This is a genomic window from Amycolatopsis sp. NPDC051758 (assembly GCF_044453095.1).
In the GTDB taxonomy this organism is placed as follows: domain Bacteria; phylum Actinomycetota; class Actinomycetes; order Mycobacteriales; family Pseudonocardiaceae; genus Amycolatopsis.
The window spans coordinates 362,907-377,689 of the sequence record NZ_JBITCJ010000001.1; the positions used below are offsets into that span (position 1 = coordinate 362,907).

14 protein-coding genes are annotated in these 14,783 nt (G+C 68.1%); 7 read left to right on the forward strand and 7 right to left on the reverse strand.

The features are described 5' to 3' along the window. The first annotated feature begins 98 nt into the window (after window positions 1-98). Window positions 99-911, forward strand: a complete 813-nt coding sequence (locus tag ACIA5G_RS01900) for a GntR family transcriptional regulator (protein WP_395920349.1) — start codon at window positions 99-101, stop codon at window positions 909-911. A gap of 34 nt (window positions 912-945) precedes the next feature. Here ACIA5G_RS01900 and ACIA5G_RS01905 read toward each other — a convergent pair whose 3' ends face one another. The 4 genes from ACIA5G_RS01905 to ACIA5G_RS01920 are packed head-to-tail and all read right to left on the reverse strand — an operon-like array spanning window position 946 to window position 2,705. After that, window positions 946-1,560, reverse strand: coding sequence for a hypothetical protein (locus ACIA5G_RS01905; protein WP_395920350.1), 615 nt, complete (start codon window positions 1,558-1,560; stop codon window positions 946-948). A 4-nt stretch (window positions 1,561-1,564) separates the two neighbouring features. Continuing rightward, window positions 1,565-1,864 (reverse strand): hypothetical protein, encoded by a 300-nt coding sequence (locus ACIA5G_RS01910; protein ID WP_395920351.1) that lies wholly within the window; start codon window positions 1,862-1,864, stop codon window positions 1,565-1,567. Beyond that, complete coding sequence (locus ACIA5G_RS01915) at window positions 1,864-2,325, reverse strand: hypothetical protein (protein WP_395920352.1); 462 nt, start codon at window positions 2,323-2,325, stop codon at window positions 1,864-1,866. Before ACIA5G_RS01915 ends, ACIA5G_RS01910 begins: the two co-directional genes overlap by 1 nt. After that, complete coding sequence (locus ACIA5G_RS01920) at window positions 2,322-2,705, reverse strand: TIR domain-containing protein (RefSeq protein WP_395920353.1); 384 nt, start codon at window positions 2,703-2,705, stop codon at window positions 2,322-2,324. The genes ACIA5G_RS01915 and ACIA5G_RS01920 overlap by 4 nt, the downstream gene beginning before the upstream one ends. Before the next feature lie 719 nt (window positions 2,706-3,424). Between ACIA5G_RS01920 and ACIA5G_RS01925 the strand changes: the two genes are divergently transcribed. Next, the gene (locus ACIA5G_RS01925; protein ID WP_395920354.1) at window positions 3,425-3,928 is read left to right on the forward strand and encodes a SixA phosphatase family protein; all 504 of its coding nucleotides are present in this window, start codon (window positions 3,425-3,427) and stop codon (window positions 3,926-3,928) included. Window positions 3,929-3,959: 31 nt separating this feature from the next. Here ACIA5G_RS01925 and ACIA5G_RS01930 read toward each other — a convergent pair whose 3' ends face one another. Beyond that, window positions 3,960-4,676, reverse strand: coding sequence for a S1 family peptidase (locus ACIA5G_RS01930; protein WP_395920355.1), 717 nt, complete (start codon window positions 4,674-4,676; stop codon window positions 3,960-3,962). A 265-nt stretch (window positions 4,677-4,941) separates the two neighbouring features. Here ACIA5G_RS01930 and ACIA5G_RS01935 point away from each other — a divergent pair, with 265 nt between their 5' ends. Then, a complete protein-coding gene (locus ACIA5G_RS01935) occupies window positions 4,942-6,861 on the forward strand; it encodes an ArnT family glycosyltransferase (RefSeq protein ID WP_395920356.1) in 1,920 nt (639 codons plus the stop codon). Here the strand turns inward: ACIA5G_RS01935 and ACIA5G_RS01940 are convergent. Next, the gene (locus ACIA5G_RS01940; RefSeq protein WP_395921846.1) at window positions 6,851-7,222 is read right to left on the reverse strand and encodes a hypothetical protein; all 372 of its coding nucleotides are present in this window, start codon (window positions 7,220-7,222) and stop codon (window positions 6,851-6,853) included. The two genes, ACIA5G_RS01935 and ACIA5G_RS01940, sit on opposite strands and share 11 nt — an antisense overlap. A gap of 22 nt (window positions 7,223-7,244) precedes the next feature. After that, window positions 7,245-7,610, reverse strand: coding sequence for a hypothetical protein (locus tag ACIA5G_RS01945; protein ID WP_395920357.1), 366 nt, complete (start codon window positions 7,608-7,610; stop codon window positions 7,245-7,247). A gap of 449 nt (window positions 7,611-8,059) precedes the next feature. Here ACIA5G_RS01945 and lanKC point away from each other — a divergent pair, with 449 nt between their 5' ends. The 4 genes from lanKC (at window position 8,060) to ACIA5G_RS01965 (ending at window position 14,416) form a co-directional block, all read left to right on the forward strand. Continuing rightward, window positions 8,060-10,624 carry a class III lanthionine synthetase LanKC gene (lanKC, locus tag ACIA5G_RS01950; RefSeq protein ID WP_395920358.1) on the forward strand — a complete coding sequence of 855 codons (2,565 nt, stop codon included), beginning with the start codon at window positions 8,060-8,062 and terminating at the stop codon, window positions 10,622-10,624. Window positions 10,625-10,662: 38 nt separating this feature from the next. Continuing rightward, on the forward strand, window positions 10,663-10,806 hold the full coding sequence (locus ACIA5G_RS01955) for a SapB/AmfS family lanthipeptide (RefSeq protein WP_155548626.1): 144 nt from the start codon (window positions 10,663-10,665) through the stop codon (window positions 10,804-10,806). Window positions 10,807-10,934: 128 nt separating this feature from the next. After that, complete coding sequence (locus tag ACIA5G_RS01960) at window positions 10,935-12,602, forward strand: ABC transporter ATP-binding protein (protein WP_395920359.1); 1,668 nt, start codon at window positions 10,935-10,937, stop codon at window positions 12,600-12,602. Next, on the forward strand, window positions 12,599-14,416 hold the full coding sequence (locus tag ACIA5G_RS01965; RefSeq protein ID WP_395920360.1) for an ATP-binding cassette domain-containing protein: 1,818 nt from the start codon (window positions 12,599-12,601) through the stop codon (window positions 14,414-14,416). The genes ACIA5G_RS01960 and ACIA5G_RS01965 overlap by 4 nt, the downstream gene beginning before the upstream one ends. Window positions 14,417-14,783: the final 367 nt, after the last annotated feature.

Genomic DNA, 14,783 nt, shown 5'->3' on the forward strand with positions numbered 1-14,783 from the left:
CGTTCGAACCAACCTCGTATACGAAGGTAAACCTCGTATGTGAAGCTGTCAACATACGAGGTTCATGAGACGATGACAGGCAACGACCAGGAGGAGACATGTCAGAGCTGCTGTTCGGCGACCACCCGGAGTTCCCGGACAACGACGAGCCCCGCTACAAGCAGATCGCCAAGGAGTACCGGGCCCGGATCATCAGCGGCGAGCTGCGGGATGGGGAGAAGCTGCCAAGCGAGGCTCAGCTCTGCGAGATCCACGACGTCTCGCCGATCACCGCGCGCGCTGCGATGCGCCTGCTACGGGAGTGGGGCTTCGCGAACGGCATCCGGGGCAAGGGTGTGTTCGTCCGGCGCCTGGACAAGCTGACCCGGATCGCGCCGCTGCGCTACTTCCGAGGCCAAGAGGCCCGCACGTACGTGCGCGAGGCCGAGGCTGCGAACGTCGAGATGCAGGTCGAGCACAAGACGACCAAGACGACGGCGCCGGCCAACATCGCCGAGCGGCTGGGCATCAACGAGGGCGACCCGGTGACCTGTACCCGCTACTTCATCCGGATGGGGAACCCGCCGCAGCCTGTCACGAGCAGCCTGGCTTGGGAGCCGCTGGCCATCACGGGCGGGACGGACATCGAGCTGCCGCACGAGGGGCTGCACGCCGACAAGGGCATCGTCGACCGGTTCTCGGCGATCGGACACGAGGTTAACCAGGTTGAAGAGCGCCTGGACATCCGCACGCCGACTGCCGAGGAGGCCAAGCTTCTAGACATCCCGGCGAACCGGCCGGTCGTGCAGATCACGCAGACGTTCCGCATTGCCGATCGTTTCGGCGCGGAAGACGACCTTGCAGTGGAGACAGCGGATATTCTTTTCCCAGCTGATCGCTATGAACTGCGTTATGTAATGGAAATCCGTTAATGCGGCCGCGCTTGCAGAATGAATCAATGACCGGCTAGTCGTACAGCCTGGGCGGATTCCCTTTTCTTTCAAGCACTGTTCGCACTTGATGCTCCCAGCGAGTTAGTATTTGATTCCATTCCGATGACTTCAGGTAGTTGAGTGGATCTCCTGTAAGGTCAAACTCTGGTGCGTACAGACCTGTTACACCCTTTTCGAGGAGTCCATCTGCGAGAACGCCGCTTTCTCGCATGATCAAAGTGGGTAGACCGAGTTGGTAAGCCATCGCTGGCTCAATGTGGATCCAAGGAGTGCTGAGCCAGACGTCCGACAATGGATACTGATTGATATGGTCGAGGTCGGCTCGAAAGTTGCCCGTGCCGGATTCAACGTAAATCCGTCTAAATGCTACAGCGAGAAGACCGTGGGATTCAAACATTAGGCGCCTGACGGCCCGCAGGGGTGCGTCCATGTCGTAGTCGGTGACCCCTAGTGTGCGTGGGAAAAATCCTCGGCTCTTTAAGTTCTCCGACAAGTGCCTAATGAAGGCTATTTGAGCAGCATTGTAAGGCTTCGGAAAGCTGAAGAAAATCGAGGCCCCGTACCCAGTTCCCGGCTCTAGGTAGGAAGAGCGGCCGTCTTTTGCGCCGCCATGCTCGTCTTCAGGCATCTGTTTAGGTGTTCTTACCCAGGTCGCGTGCGACCTTATGGATTGCGGCTAGGTAGGGGTCATCTTCTGACTTGGTGCGCGCATCTAGTTGATCAAATGGTACAAGAGACTTGTGTTGCATACCCTTCTGGATGATCCAACCAGACCATGCATCATGTACGTCCGAGAGTGAAGTCTTTGTGCCCTTTGCTCGAACGAGGATCGCGTACAGGACGAACAGGTCATCAGTATCTGCCGGTGGCTCGATTTCCGATGGTACCGCTGCTCTGACTCTTGCCGCCAGATCGGACAGGTAGTTAGACATTAGGTGAGTCTAGCAACCAGCAGTAGTATGTACAAAACGGCAAACAGTGCAGGTATTATTCGCTCAATTGTTCCCAGTTCGGCGTATCTTCCACGCCATCCTGGAATTGGATCTCTTTTGAGGCTTTCCCATTCATCGGAGAAGATGCTAACCGGTAGTCTATCTTCCATTTTGTTGATGACCGTAAACTTTGCCCTATTCAGATCTCGGTAGCTCCTCAACTGCAGCCACCACGATATCGAAATTGCCATCCCGACAATTGATACGACTAAAGAGTTCCACCAATTGGATTCATTTAGCTTAGGTGTGACTATTCCCAGAACTGTGACAAAAGCAGTTTGGACGGTCAGGTAGAACGTATTCGCGGTCGAGCGCCTTGCTGATACTCGATCGGCCATCTCAACGGCCAGCTTGTATAATTCGAGTTCCCGCGGGTCGATCTCCGACGCTTTATCCGTCACCTGGCGCCACCGATTAGCTTCTTGAGATTCGGCCAGGTCCAGTTGTACATCTTGTCTGATGCGCGCGCCGTAGTAGGCTTGTAGCAAGTTTTCGAACTGTAGCCCTGTAGGAGAAAGTAAGAAATCTCTTCTTCTTGAGCTATTTCAAGCTCAACGCCGACCCCGATTGCCTGGTGAGTATGTTCTCCGCATAGCACGACTACAATATCGGACGCGCGAATTCGGTATCGCGCTTTTTTCTTCCAGTCCGCGGAGGCTTCCTTGATTGACCAATCTGAAATTGAAAACGGCGAGTCGGCATTTTTTGACTGTCCAACTAAAGCTTCCTTTAGAAACTGGTCGTAGTCGTAGTCGAAGCTGATGAACACTCGCTTTGCCATGATTCCTGAACCCTCTCGTCATCTTTGTGTCGAAGCATACTGCCGAATTTGGCTCTATGGGATCAAGGGCGCGCCGCCGGGCGGCGCGCCGGTCGCCTGGCGTAACTGCTCCCGTTGGCGACCACGCCCGTGCCCGGCACGGTCGGCTCCGCTCCGCTCTGCCGACCGGCCGGGCGGCGTGGCCGCCTTCGGTGCAGTTGCGCAGCGCCGCCCGCCGACGGCGTGTCTGAGCCATCCAGTCAACGTCGAGCCCTCCCTCGCCGATGAGTCGTACAACCCGGGTCGCCGCCAGATGCCACCGTGTTACGCCCATCTGGCGGTAAGCGCCATCCCGAAGCTTGATCGTGACAACGGCCGGTGACGCCGCGTCAAGGCTGAGAAGCGTGCCTTGACCCGACGCCACCGGCCGCGTGCTGGCTTCGTATCGGGATGGCGGGGGAGCTGTGGGCGGTACAGAAGGTACGCGCGAGCTGGCAGCAAGAGCCGCGAAGAGAGCATGATCATCTCCCCGGTTTTCCCCCGGGAAACGACGCAGAACGACGAGAACCAGTGACCGAGCATGATCGTTTGGCGCGGACGTCCATGCAGGTGAAGACTGGTATCGACAGATGACGAGAACTAGCCGCTGACCTGGGCTTATTCTCCGTAGGTTCTGGGTTCGAGCCCCAGGCGGCCCACTCAAAGCCAGGTCGACGCCTGGCGTCGCTAGGGTGACGGCCATGGACGCGACCAGGTGGCTCATCGTTCTCCGGCACGCCAAGTCGGACTGGTCGGACGACCTCCCGGACCACGAACGGCCCCTCGCGGCCCGTGGCATCCGCGATGCGCCCAAGCTCGGCCGTTGGCTCACCGAAACCGGGCACGTCCCCGAGCGAGTCGTCTGCTCCACCGCTCGCCGTACCCGCGAAACCTGGCAACGACTCAGCGAAGCGCTCCCGGCGCAGCCGCCCGTCGAGTACGACGAAGACCTCTACGGCGGCGACGTCGACGAGTTCCTGAACGCTGCTCGCCGGATGCCGCCGGAAGTCACGACGCTTGCGCTCGTCGGGCACGAACCCGGTGTCAGCGACTTCACCCTGCACCTTGCCGGCCGTGGTGAAGACACCCGGCTGGTTCAGGCCAAGTTCCCGACCGGTGCCGCGGCCTTGCTCGCCACCACCGATGGCTGGGACGCGCTGTCCAGCGCGCGGCTCGTTGCTTTCTTCCGGCCCCGCGACATCTGACGTCGCAGGGCCGGAAGAATACTTCCGGGAATCAGACCCCGGCCACCTGGGAAATCCAGCTGCGATAACGCGTGATGTTCGTGTACGCGGTGTTGTTCGACCGGTCGCTGGTCGACGCGACGCCGACCTGGCGGCCGGAGGCGAACATCGGGCCGCCCGAGTCGCCGCCGGCGGTGATGCCGTTGACGCGGTTCGCGCACACCGCGACGCCGCCCGTGTAGTCACTGCAGCCGATCGAGTTGACGCGGACCGTCGCGACCTTCAGGTACCGCGACTGGCAGTTGATCTCGGAGCCGCACTGGCTGGTCGCGCCCCAGCCGTAGACCGAGACGTTCTGGCCGACCGAGACGTCGCCGACGCTGCCGAGCGGTGAGTACGTCGCGTTCACCGACGTCGTCAGCTTGACGATCGCCAGGTCGGCGCTGCCGTTGTAGCGGGTGATCGTCGAGCCGGTGGCCATCGTGCCGCCGCTGGACTGGTCCAGGCTGCCGATCCGGAACGTGTAGGTGCCGGAGCTGCTCACGCAGTGCTTGGCGGTGAGGATGTACTGCGGCGCGATGATCGTCGCGGTGCAGTTCTGCTGGCCGTTCACGAACAGCCGGGCGGCCCACGGACCGCTCGACGCGGTGCTGCCGCCGATGATCGACGGCTGGGCCTGCGGGGTGCTCTCGGCCGCCGCGGGGCCGCCGAGGCCGACGACGGCCAGTGCGGTGCTCGCGGCCAGCAGGACGAACTTGCCGAATTTCACGCTGACTCCTTTTCGCGCGGAGAACCGCGCGGGGGAAAGCCGGTGGGGACCGAACTCCGAAAGTGTCCGAGTTCGCGGGGAATGTCCGGAACCGACGAAAGTCCGGTCGAATCCGTATTTATTTCCCGGACCGGGCTACGTGCAGTTCCCCGTACTGTTCCGCGCTCAACCCAGGGGTGGAGGCCCCACCCATCGGGTTCAATCCGGGGCTTGAGGACTCCGGCGCCGCGCCGCCCTAGCGTTTTCGGGGACCGGAGGGGGAGACATGACGGTGACGGCCGAGGTGCGGACCAGGCGGGGCGAGTGGGTTGCGGTGGGGGTGGTCCTCGCCGTCGCGGCGGTGCTGTGGGGGTGGGCGCTGGGCAGCCGGCCGCTGCAGCCGTACTACGTCTCCGCGGTCCACTCGATGTCGCGCGACATCTCGGCGTTCTTCTTCGCGGGCTTCGACCCGGCGGGCGTCGTCACGGTCGACAAACCGCCGCTCGCGTTCTGGACGCAGACCCTCGGCGTCGCGGTGTTCGGCTTCCACCCTTGGGCGATCGCGCTGGTCCAGGTCGTCGAGGGGGTCGCCGCCGTGTTCGTGCTGAACCGGGTGGTGCGCCGTTGGGCGGGACCGCGGACCGCTCTGCTCGCCGCGGCGCTGTTCGCGCTGACGCCGATCACCGCGGCGATCAACCGCGACAACCTGCCGGACACCCTGCTGGTGCTCCTCCTGCTGCTCGCCGCCTACTGCGTCACCCGGGCGGTCGAGGAGGCCGGGACGCGGTGGCTGGTGTGGGCCGGCGTGTTCGTCGGGCTCGGGTTCCTCACGAAGATGCTCGCCGCGTGGATCGTGCTGCCCGGGCTGGCGCTGGCCTACTTCGTCGCAGCTCCCGGGTCACGCGGTCGCCGGCTCGCGCAGATCGGCCTGGCGGGCGTGGTGACGCTGGCCGTGTCGCTGTCCTGGCCGGTGGCCGTGAGCCTGTGGCCGGGCGCGAAGCCGTTCGTCGGCAGCACCACGGACGGCTCGGTCTGGCAGCTCGCCTTCGGTTACAACGGCCTGACGCGCCTGGTCGGCGGGGCCACCGGGATCGGTGGCGGTTACGGCGCCACGGTCGGCGCGGCCCTCGGTGGCGGGCCGGGGCCGCTGCGGTTGTTCGACGCCGAGGTCGGCGGTCAGATCGCCTGGCTGTTGCCGCTGGCGCTGGTTTCCCTGGTTGTCGCCGTGTGCCGCGCCCGCGGCGCCGCGCCTCTCGTGAAGGCGGGCTGGGCGATGTGGGGCGGCTGGCTGGTCGTCGGCGCAGGGGTCTTTTCGTTCACCGGCGGCATCTTCCACGCGTATTACACCGCCGAGCTCGCCCCCGCCATCGCGGCGCTCGCCGCGGCGGGGCTGGTCACGGCCTGGAGCTGGTACCGCGCCGGGGGACCGGCCCGGTTCGTGCTGCCGGCCGCGGTGGCCGGGTCGGCGGTCTTCGCCTACGTCCTCCTCGACCGGACGCCGGACTGGGCGCCGTGGCTGCGGTACACCGTGCTCGCCCTGGCGCTGCTCGCGGTCGTCGCGGCGCTCCTTCGTGCGGGAGCCGTGGCGGTTGTGGCCGGACTGGCCGCCGTCGTCGCCGGTCCCGCGGCCTTCGCCCTCGACACTGCGACGCGGCCGGTCAGCGTGCTGGAGACGGCCGACCCGGGTGCCGGGCCGCCGTCGACGTCCGCGTTGCGCACCGTCGTCGGCATCAACACCGGTCAGGGCGCCGAAGCCGGGTACGTCCGGTTCATGGAGAGTGCGTACCTCCTGGGCCCGGGGCAGCGGGAGGTGCTCGAGTACGCCCAGGCCCAGGCGCCGTCCGCTGAGATCGTGCTGGCGGTCGAGGGTGGCACGTACGGCGCGGACCCGTTCCTGCTGAACACCGACGCTCGCGTGGCGCCGCTCGGCGGTTACCTCGGCTTCGACCCGGCGCCGGCCGCCGCGGACCTGCCGCGGTGGGTGTCGGCCGGGAAGCTGCGGTTCGTGCTGCTGCCCCAGGTGTTCGTCGACATCGGGCGCGCCGGCTCGAAGCAGCGGGCCGAGGTGTCGGTGGGGGACGCGGGCGAGCTCACCCGGCGGATCGGCTGGGAGGCGAAGCACTGCCGATCGGTGCCACCCGCGCGGATCGGCGCGGACGCCGCCACGGCCGGAGTGCTGTTCGACTGCGGCGGGCTCAGGCCGTGACCTTCGCCGGGGCGGTCCGGCGCAGCCAGTACAACCCGACGACCGGCAGCACCAGCGGGATGAACAGGTAACCCTCGCCGTAGACCGACCAGACCGTCGGGTGCCGGAACGCGGCCGCGTCGACGAGGCTCAGCGTGCCGATGGTCAGCACACCCAGGAGCTCGATCGAGCAGGCCGTCAAGGCCACGCGCCACCAGCCGTCGCCGCGGCGGGCCAGCGCGATGGTCGCGACGATGTAGACGACCGCGGCGAACGCCGAGAGCAGGTACGCCAGCGGGGCTTCGTGGAACTTCGTGCCGATCTGGACGCCGGCCCGCGACGTCGCCGCCAGCGCGAAGATCGCGTACACGGCGACGAGCACCCGTCCGGGGCCGGTGGCCGTCCTACGCTGTTGCTCCACTCCACACCTCGTTCAGTCGCAACACCATCACCGGGATGGCGATGCAGGCGATGCCGAGCACCGCCGTGCTCGACCGGCTGCGTTCGGCCAGCGCCCAGGCGGCGCCGACGGGCAGCACGACCAGGCTGCCGATCAGGTAGGCCAGGTAGGTCGCCAGGCTGCCCGGGCGGTCGCCGCCGGCGAGCAGCACGATCCCGATCACCAGCTGGGCGACCAGGAGCAGTTGGAGGACTGCGAGCGCGACCAGGAGCGGTTTGTCGGGCAGCCGGTTGCGGGCCGACTGGACGAAGCTCCACAGCGCGACGAGCGTGGCCGCCACGGCGACCGTCACGGCGAATCCGAAGACCACCCGTTCCTCCTTCCGGTCCGCCGGGGGCCAACGTACTCCGTAGTGCCGATGGGTCCGTCCGCCGAGGTGCCGCGGGGTGGCGTGGACCACCCGGGCCGCTCCACTGTGGACTTGTCCGAGGTGACCAGTTGTGCTCGCACCGAGTTAATTGATCACCAGAAGGTCTTGATGGCATTGTGCCAATTCCGTCGTTTATTCCGTGTTATCTTGGTGTGGACCTGCGGGAATGTTGCAAAAAGCTTCGTGTTACACCCCGACAGGGTGGTTGGCCATCGGCCAAGAATCACGCTGGGTTCGACTACCGGCCGGTATGTGCCCTTTTTGCCTACCTCGGATAGCCCAGTTGAACCCCCGGGTTGGCGGATAGGCGCGAGGCCGTCCGGCATGGGGGAATATTCCTCGTCCCCGGTGCCGAGGTACCCGGGGGAACACACGAAGGGGTATCTTCGATGGACCTGCGCTACGAAGCATTTTGCTTCGCCGACCCGTTGTTCTACGACGAACAACAGGAAATCGGCGCGCCGGTCGACGACTTTGCCCAGGCACTGCCGATGCCGGCCACTGGCTGGGTCACCGCCGGTCGCGGGGTCTGGCGAGTGCTGCACCCCGAGGGTCGCGAGCTGCCTGGTCAGGGCTGGAAAATCCACGTTTCCGCTGGTCTGGACAATGCCCGGCGAGTGCTCGTGCAGGTGCACGAGTACTGTATCGAGCACCGGATCTCCTACAAGCACCTTCGCTCGCTGATGATCCTGCTCGCCCGCAATTCGAAATACGCCCCCCGTGACGGCAGCGCCAAGCTCATCACCATTTACCCGGCTGACGAAGACGAGCTGGGGCGTGTTCTCGAAGATCTGGGGACCCGGCTCGAAGGTGAGCACGGCGCCTATATCCTGAGCGACCTGCGATACGGCGACGGACCACTCTACGTGCGTTACGGCGGATTCGCCGAACAGTGGGTCGAACACGACGGCAACCGCGTCTTGGCGATCCGCAAGCCGGACGGCCGGCTGGTGCCGGACAAGCGGGAACCGACGTTCTCCATCCCCGACTGGGTGAAAGTTCCGGCTTGTTTGCAGAGCAGCATCGCCGCGCGTAAGGCCGGCGACCCGAGCCAGTTCCCCTATCGGGTGACGAGCTCGCTGCACTTCTCCAACGGCGGCGGCGTCTACCTCGCCGACCCGAAGGCGGGCGGCGACGAGGTCGTGCTCAAGGAAGCCCGGCCCCACGCCGGCCTGGACCGCGCCCAGATCGACGCCGTCGCACGGCTGCGCCGCGAGCACGAGGTGCTCGACGCGCTGGCCGGCATCCCCGGCGTTCCCCGTGCCTTCGAGCACTTCACCGTCTGGGAACATCACTACCTCGCCATGGAGTACATGCCCGGCACGTCGCTGGGCAACTGGCTGGCTCGCAACTATCCGCTGACCAGGCGCGACACGACCGAAGCCGACCTCACCGAGTACGCCGCACGGGCGCTGGCCGTGCTCGCGAAGGTCGAGGAAATGATCGAGGCGATCCACGCCCGCGGCTTTGTCTTCGGTGACCTGCACGCGCTGAACATCCTGATCGACGAAGACGACGAGAGCCGAGTCTCGCTGATCGACTTCGAAATGGCCGCCGACGTCGAGTCCGGCGAACGGCCCGCGCTCGGCGCGCCGGGCTTCCGCGCACCGGCCGACCGCAACGGCTTCGAGATCGACGAGCACGCCCTCGCGGCGCTGCGGCTGTGGATCTTCCTGCCGCTGTCAGCGTTGCTGGAGCTGGCACCGGCGAAGCTGCATGGCATCGCCGACTTCGTCGAACGCCGGTTCGGCCTGCCCGAGGGCTATGCCGACGCCGCAGTCGCGGTGCTGGCTTCGCGTGAGAAGACCGCGGAGCCGGCACCGGTTCACACGGAGCTCGACCAGGAGAAACCGGACTGGCCGCTGGTCCGCAAGCAGATCGCCGAGGCGATCCTGGCCAGCGCGACTCCCGAGCGCCAGGACCGGCTGTTCCCCGGCGACATCGAGCAGTTCCGGGTCGGCGGCGCCTGTTTCGGTGTCGGTGCCGCGGGTGTGCTGCACGCCCTCGACGTCACCGGCGCCGGCCGGTTCCCCGAACACGAGCGCTGGCTGATCGACTCGGTCCGCCGTGAGCCGCCGACCCGGCCCGGGTTCTACGACGGCAGTTACGGCATCGCGTACGTGCTGGAGAACCTCGGTCACCACGACGAGGCGAGCCGGCTGCTGGCGTCGTCGGCGCGGCTCGTCGAGCAGACCACCGACCACGCGCTCGAGGGCGGACTGGCCGGCATCGGCCTGACGCAGCTGCACTTCGCCGCGGCCCGGCAGGACAACGAGTTCGGCCGGCAGGCACTGTCCACCGCCGTCCGGCTGGCCGAGGCGCTCGAAACCGCGGCGCCGCCCGGGAAGTTCGCCCGCGCGGGACTGCTGTCCGGCTGGTCCGGCCCGGCGCTGCTGTTCATCCGGCTCTTCGAAGGCACTGGCGAGCCGGCGTGGCTGGCGTTCGCCGACCAGGCGCTGCGCCGTGACCTCGAAGAATGCGTGCTCGCCGACGACGCGTCACTGCAGGTTCGTGACGGCGCAACGCGCACGCTCCCGTACGCCGGCATCGGCAGCGCGGGGATCCTCACGGTCGCCGAGCAGCTGGCTCGCCACCGTCCGGACGCCGTCGCCTGCGAAAGCCTGCCCGAGCTGCGCCAGTCGTGCCGCGGCGAGTTCGTGATCCACCCCGGCCTGCTCTACGGCCGGCTCGGGCTCGCGGTCGCCCTCGGCATGGGCGCCGAACCCGAGCAGCGCGTCCGCGACGCGATCGACCTGCACCTGGCCCGGCTGGCCTGGTACGCGGTGCCGTTCCGCGGCGGGCTCGCCTTCCCCGGCAACCAGCTGCTGCGGTTGTCGATGGACGTCACCACCGGCGGCGCGGGGATCCTCCTCGCACTCGCCGCCCTCCTGGACGGCAAGGAGGTGCTGCCCTTCCTGGGCGGCACGCCGTCCCCCCACACCTCCGGTCGTTGAAGACCGGCGGACACGAAGAAACCGAGGAAAGGAACACCATGGAACTCGTTCTGGAGCTGCAGGCCCTGGAGACCCCCGAGGTGCTCAACGGTGGTCACGGCGGCGGGGGCGGCGCGCCGTCGAACCTGAGCCTGCTGGCCTCCTGCACCAACAGCACCCTCTCGCTGCTGACCTGCCACTGACCTGGCAAGTCCGCCGCAAGTAGTGCCTAGGTGAACAGTGCGGGAGCGGCACAGGCCAAGTGCGCCGCTCCCGCACGTTCATTGTGGCCCCGGTACCGCCTCGGCGGTACCTCGTCCGAAGGAGTGAGATGCGCGGCTCCGCCGATCGGTTGCTGGTCCGGGTAGCCGGCCTCGACCGACCGCGACTCGCCGCCATCGTCCTCACCGCCCTGGTCGCCACCGCGGCCGGTCTGCTCCTTCCCGGCGCGCTCGCGGCTGCGGTCGACGCCGTGGTCGCGGGCCGCCCGAGCTGGCCCGAAGTCTCGTGGCTGCTGCTCGTCGGCGGCGCGGAGATCGCGGCCGACGTCGTCGGCGGGATCCTGACCACCCGCGTGACGGCGACCGCCTCCGCGTGGTTGCGCCGCACGCTCTCCGACAAGCTCTTCGCGCTCGGCGCCCGTTCACGCCTCGCCGAGGGCGACGCGATCAGCAGGCTCACCGGCGACTGCGTCGGCGCCGGCGGCATCGTGACGATCGTCGTCCAATGCGGCTCGATGCTGGTCATCTCCTCCGGCGCCGTGGTGCTGCTCGCCCTGCTCGAGTGGCGCTTGGCGCTCGTCTTCCTCGGCAGCATCCCGTTCGCGCTGCTGCTCGCTCGCAGCCACCTCAAGCACACCGCCGACGACGTCCTCGCCTACCAGCGGGTTTCCGGCGAACTCGCCGCCCGGATGGTCGACGCGGTCGCCGGCCTCCGCACGATCGCGGCGTCCGGCACAGCCGACCGCGAAGCCGAGCGCGTACTGCGCCCCCTGCCGAAGCTGGGCATGGCCGGGCTCGGCATCTGGCGCACGCAGGCCCGCATGGTCTGGCGTGCCGGCTTGCTGACGCCCGCGGTGGAAATCTCCGTGCTGGCCGCGGCCGGCTTCGGCGTCCTCGCGGGCCGGCTCAGCGTCGGCGACGTCGTCGCGACGCTCGGCTACGTGACCCTCGCGCTCGGCCTGGTCACCCAGATCCCGCTGCTCACCATGTTGTCCCGGGCGCGCGGCTGCGCCGAACGGCTCGTCGAGGTCCTCGACGAGTCCGCACCCGAGCCCGGCAAGCTCCCGCTCCTGGCCGGTGACGGCACCCTCGACGTCCGCCACGTCGGCGTCACCGGCGCCCTCGCGGAGATCGACCTGCGCATCGACGGCGGCACGTTCCTCGCGGTCGTCGGCCGGTCGGGTGCGGGCAAGTCGGCGCTGGCCGGAGTGCTCGGAGGGCTGATCACGCCCGACGAAGGCCAGGTCCTGCTCGACGGCCGCCAGCTCGAGTGCCTCCGCCGCGAGGAACTGCGTGCCGTTGTCGGCTACGCCTTCGAACGGCCCGCCCTGCTCGGCACCACGGTCGCCGACGCGGTCGGCTACGGCTCCTGGGCCGGTGAGTCCGCGGTCCGCAGCGCCTGCCGGACGGCCCAGGTCGACGAGGTCGTCGTCCGCCTCCCTGACGGCTACCACACGCCGTTGACCGAGACGCCGCTTTCGGGCGGCGAGGCCCAGCGGCTCGGTTTGGCCCGCGCGCTCGTGCACAACCCACGCGTCCTGATCTTCGACGACGCCACGGCCAGCCTCGACACGGTCACCGAAGCCGCGGTCGAGCGTGCATTGGCCAGCGTGTTGCCCGGCCGCACCCGCGTCGTCGTGACCCACCGCGCCGGCACCGCCGCCCGCGCCGACCTGGTGGTCTGGCTCGAGGAGGGCCGGATCCGCGCGGTGGCCCCGCACGCCGCCCTCTGGCAGGACCCCGGGTACCGGGGCGTCTTCACGGAGGACGACGAGTGAGCCTGCGCCGGTTGTACTGGTCCGCGCTCGCCGGGCAGTGGCGTGGCGGCGTGGTGCTGCTCGTGTGTTCGGTGCTCGAAGGCGTACCCGCTTTCTTCTCGGGACGGCTCGTCGAGCTGTCCGTGGACCGGGGTTTCTCGATCGGCGACCCGGCGTCCGGCCTCGGCTGGCTGACGTTGTTCGGGCTCGCGGCCGTGCTCGGTGCGTTCGGCTCGCGGATGGTCTGGCACCAGCTCGGCAAAGTGGTCGAGCCGTTGCGCGACGCTCTGGTGACCGCGGTCGTCCGAGGTGTGTTGCACGACGAGTCCCCGCCGCGCAACCAGCCGGACTCCAGCGGCGTCGCCCGGATCACCCAGCACGTCGAGGTGGTCCGCGACGCGACCGCCGGCCTGCTGGTGCAAGCCCGCGGCATGCTGGTGACGACGGCATCCGCGCTCGCCGGCCTCGTGACGGTCGCCGGCGCGCTGGTGGTCCCGGTCGCGGTGCCGGTGGTCGTCTCGTTGGTCGCCTTCGTCTGCCTCCTTCCCTCACTCGCCCGCCGCCAGCGCGCGCTGGCTCTGGCGGACGAGCACACGGCCGCGACGGCGGGCGCATCCTTGGCCGGGATGCGCGACATCGTGGCCTGCGGTGCCGAGCCGATCGCCGCGCTGGCGATGTACGGCGCGGTCGACGAGCAGGCGACGGCCGCGATCCGCGTGGCGCGGTCGAGCGCCCTCCGGTCGCTGGTGATCTCGATCGGCGGGTTCGTCCCGTTGCTGCTGGCGCTGGCGCTGGCCCCGGGGCTGGTCGCCCGCGGCGAACTGACCGCGGGCGCGGCGCTGGGCGCGCTGGTCTACCTGGCCACGACGATGCAACCGGCTCTCCGCGGCCTGGCGGCTACCGCCGGCACGGTCGTCCTGCGCCTGCTGGTCGCGCTGCGCAGGCTGGCGGAGACGGCCGAGCTACCGGTCGTGTCCGATGGCACGGCGACCCCGCGCGGCACCGACGTCCAGGTCCGCGGCCTGACGTTCGGCTGGGGCGCGGCGGCCGAGCCCGTAGTCCGTGGGCTGGACCTGGGACTGCGACGGGGGGAGCACCTCGCCGTCGTCGGGCCGAGCGGTATCGGCAAGTCGACGTTGGCCGGCTTGCTGACCGGGATGCTCACACCCCAGGAAGGCCGGGTGCTGCTGGGCGGTGTCCCGGTCCGGGACGTACCCGCGGCGCTCCGGCACCAGCTGGTGGCGCTGATCCCGCAGGAGGCGTACGTCTTCGCGGGAACCGTGCGGGACAACGTCGGTCTCTTCGCCCCGTCAGCTCCGGACGACGCACTCTCGGCCGCCGCGGATGCGGTGGGCGCAGGCACGCTGCTGAGCCGCCTGGGTGGACTCGACGCCGAGATCGGTCACGGCGGCGAAGGCGTCTCCGCGGGCGAAGCACAGCTGCTCGCGTTGGCCAGGGTGTACGCCAGTTCGGCGGAGTTCGTGATCCTCGATGAAGCGACCTCCCATCTCGACCCGGTGTCGGAAGCCCGCGCGGAGCGGGCCTTCGCTGCGCGTGGCGGTGTTCTGGTGGTGATCGCGCACCGGCTTTCGTCGGCCCTGCGCGCGAATCGTGTCCTCGTCATGGACGGCCGGGAGACCGCGGTGGGCAGCCACGCCGACCTGATGGCCGGCTCGGCGCGGTACGCGGAACTCATGCAGGCCTGGGCGACACCGGCGGCTCGGAAAGCAGCCACCGGTGTCGCCAGACCGGAGAGAGACGGGCCGGCCGGTACCGCCGGACCGCCTGCGGGCGGTGCGGTCGCGATCGTCGCCGGGGCGCCTGCCGGCGACTGACCGCGAGCACCGTCGCTTCGTCCTGTGGACGATGGTCCTCCCGGCCGTGGGCGGGGCGCCTTCCGCGAACGGCCGGGCGACCATCGTTCAGCTCTCTGCGACAGTGGGTGTTCCCTCCCCGCGGGCGGGGCGCCTGCCGGCAACAAGGACGGTCACCACTGTCGACCGCATGAAGCAGTGGGTCCGCGACCGCCGACGCGATGGCGGATTCGCTACCACTGCCGGGCCGCCTGCACACTCGGTCCGCCGCAGACACCGATCGACGCCTAGGTCGCCACCTGCGCTGCGTGCGGAGCCGGGTGAACCGGCTGCCCATCCACTGTGGACCCGTTCACTGTATCGCCGTGGAAGGGTGCCGAAAGGGCTC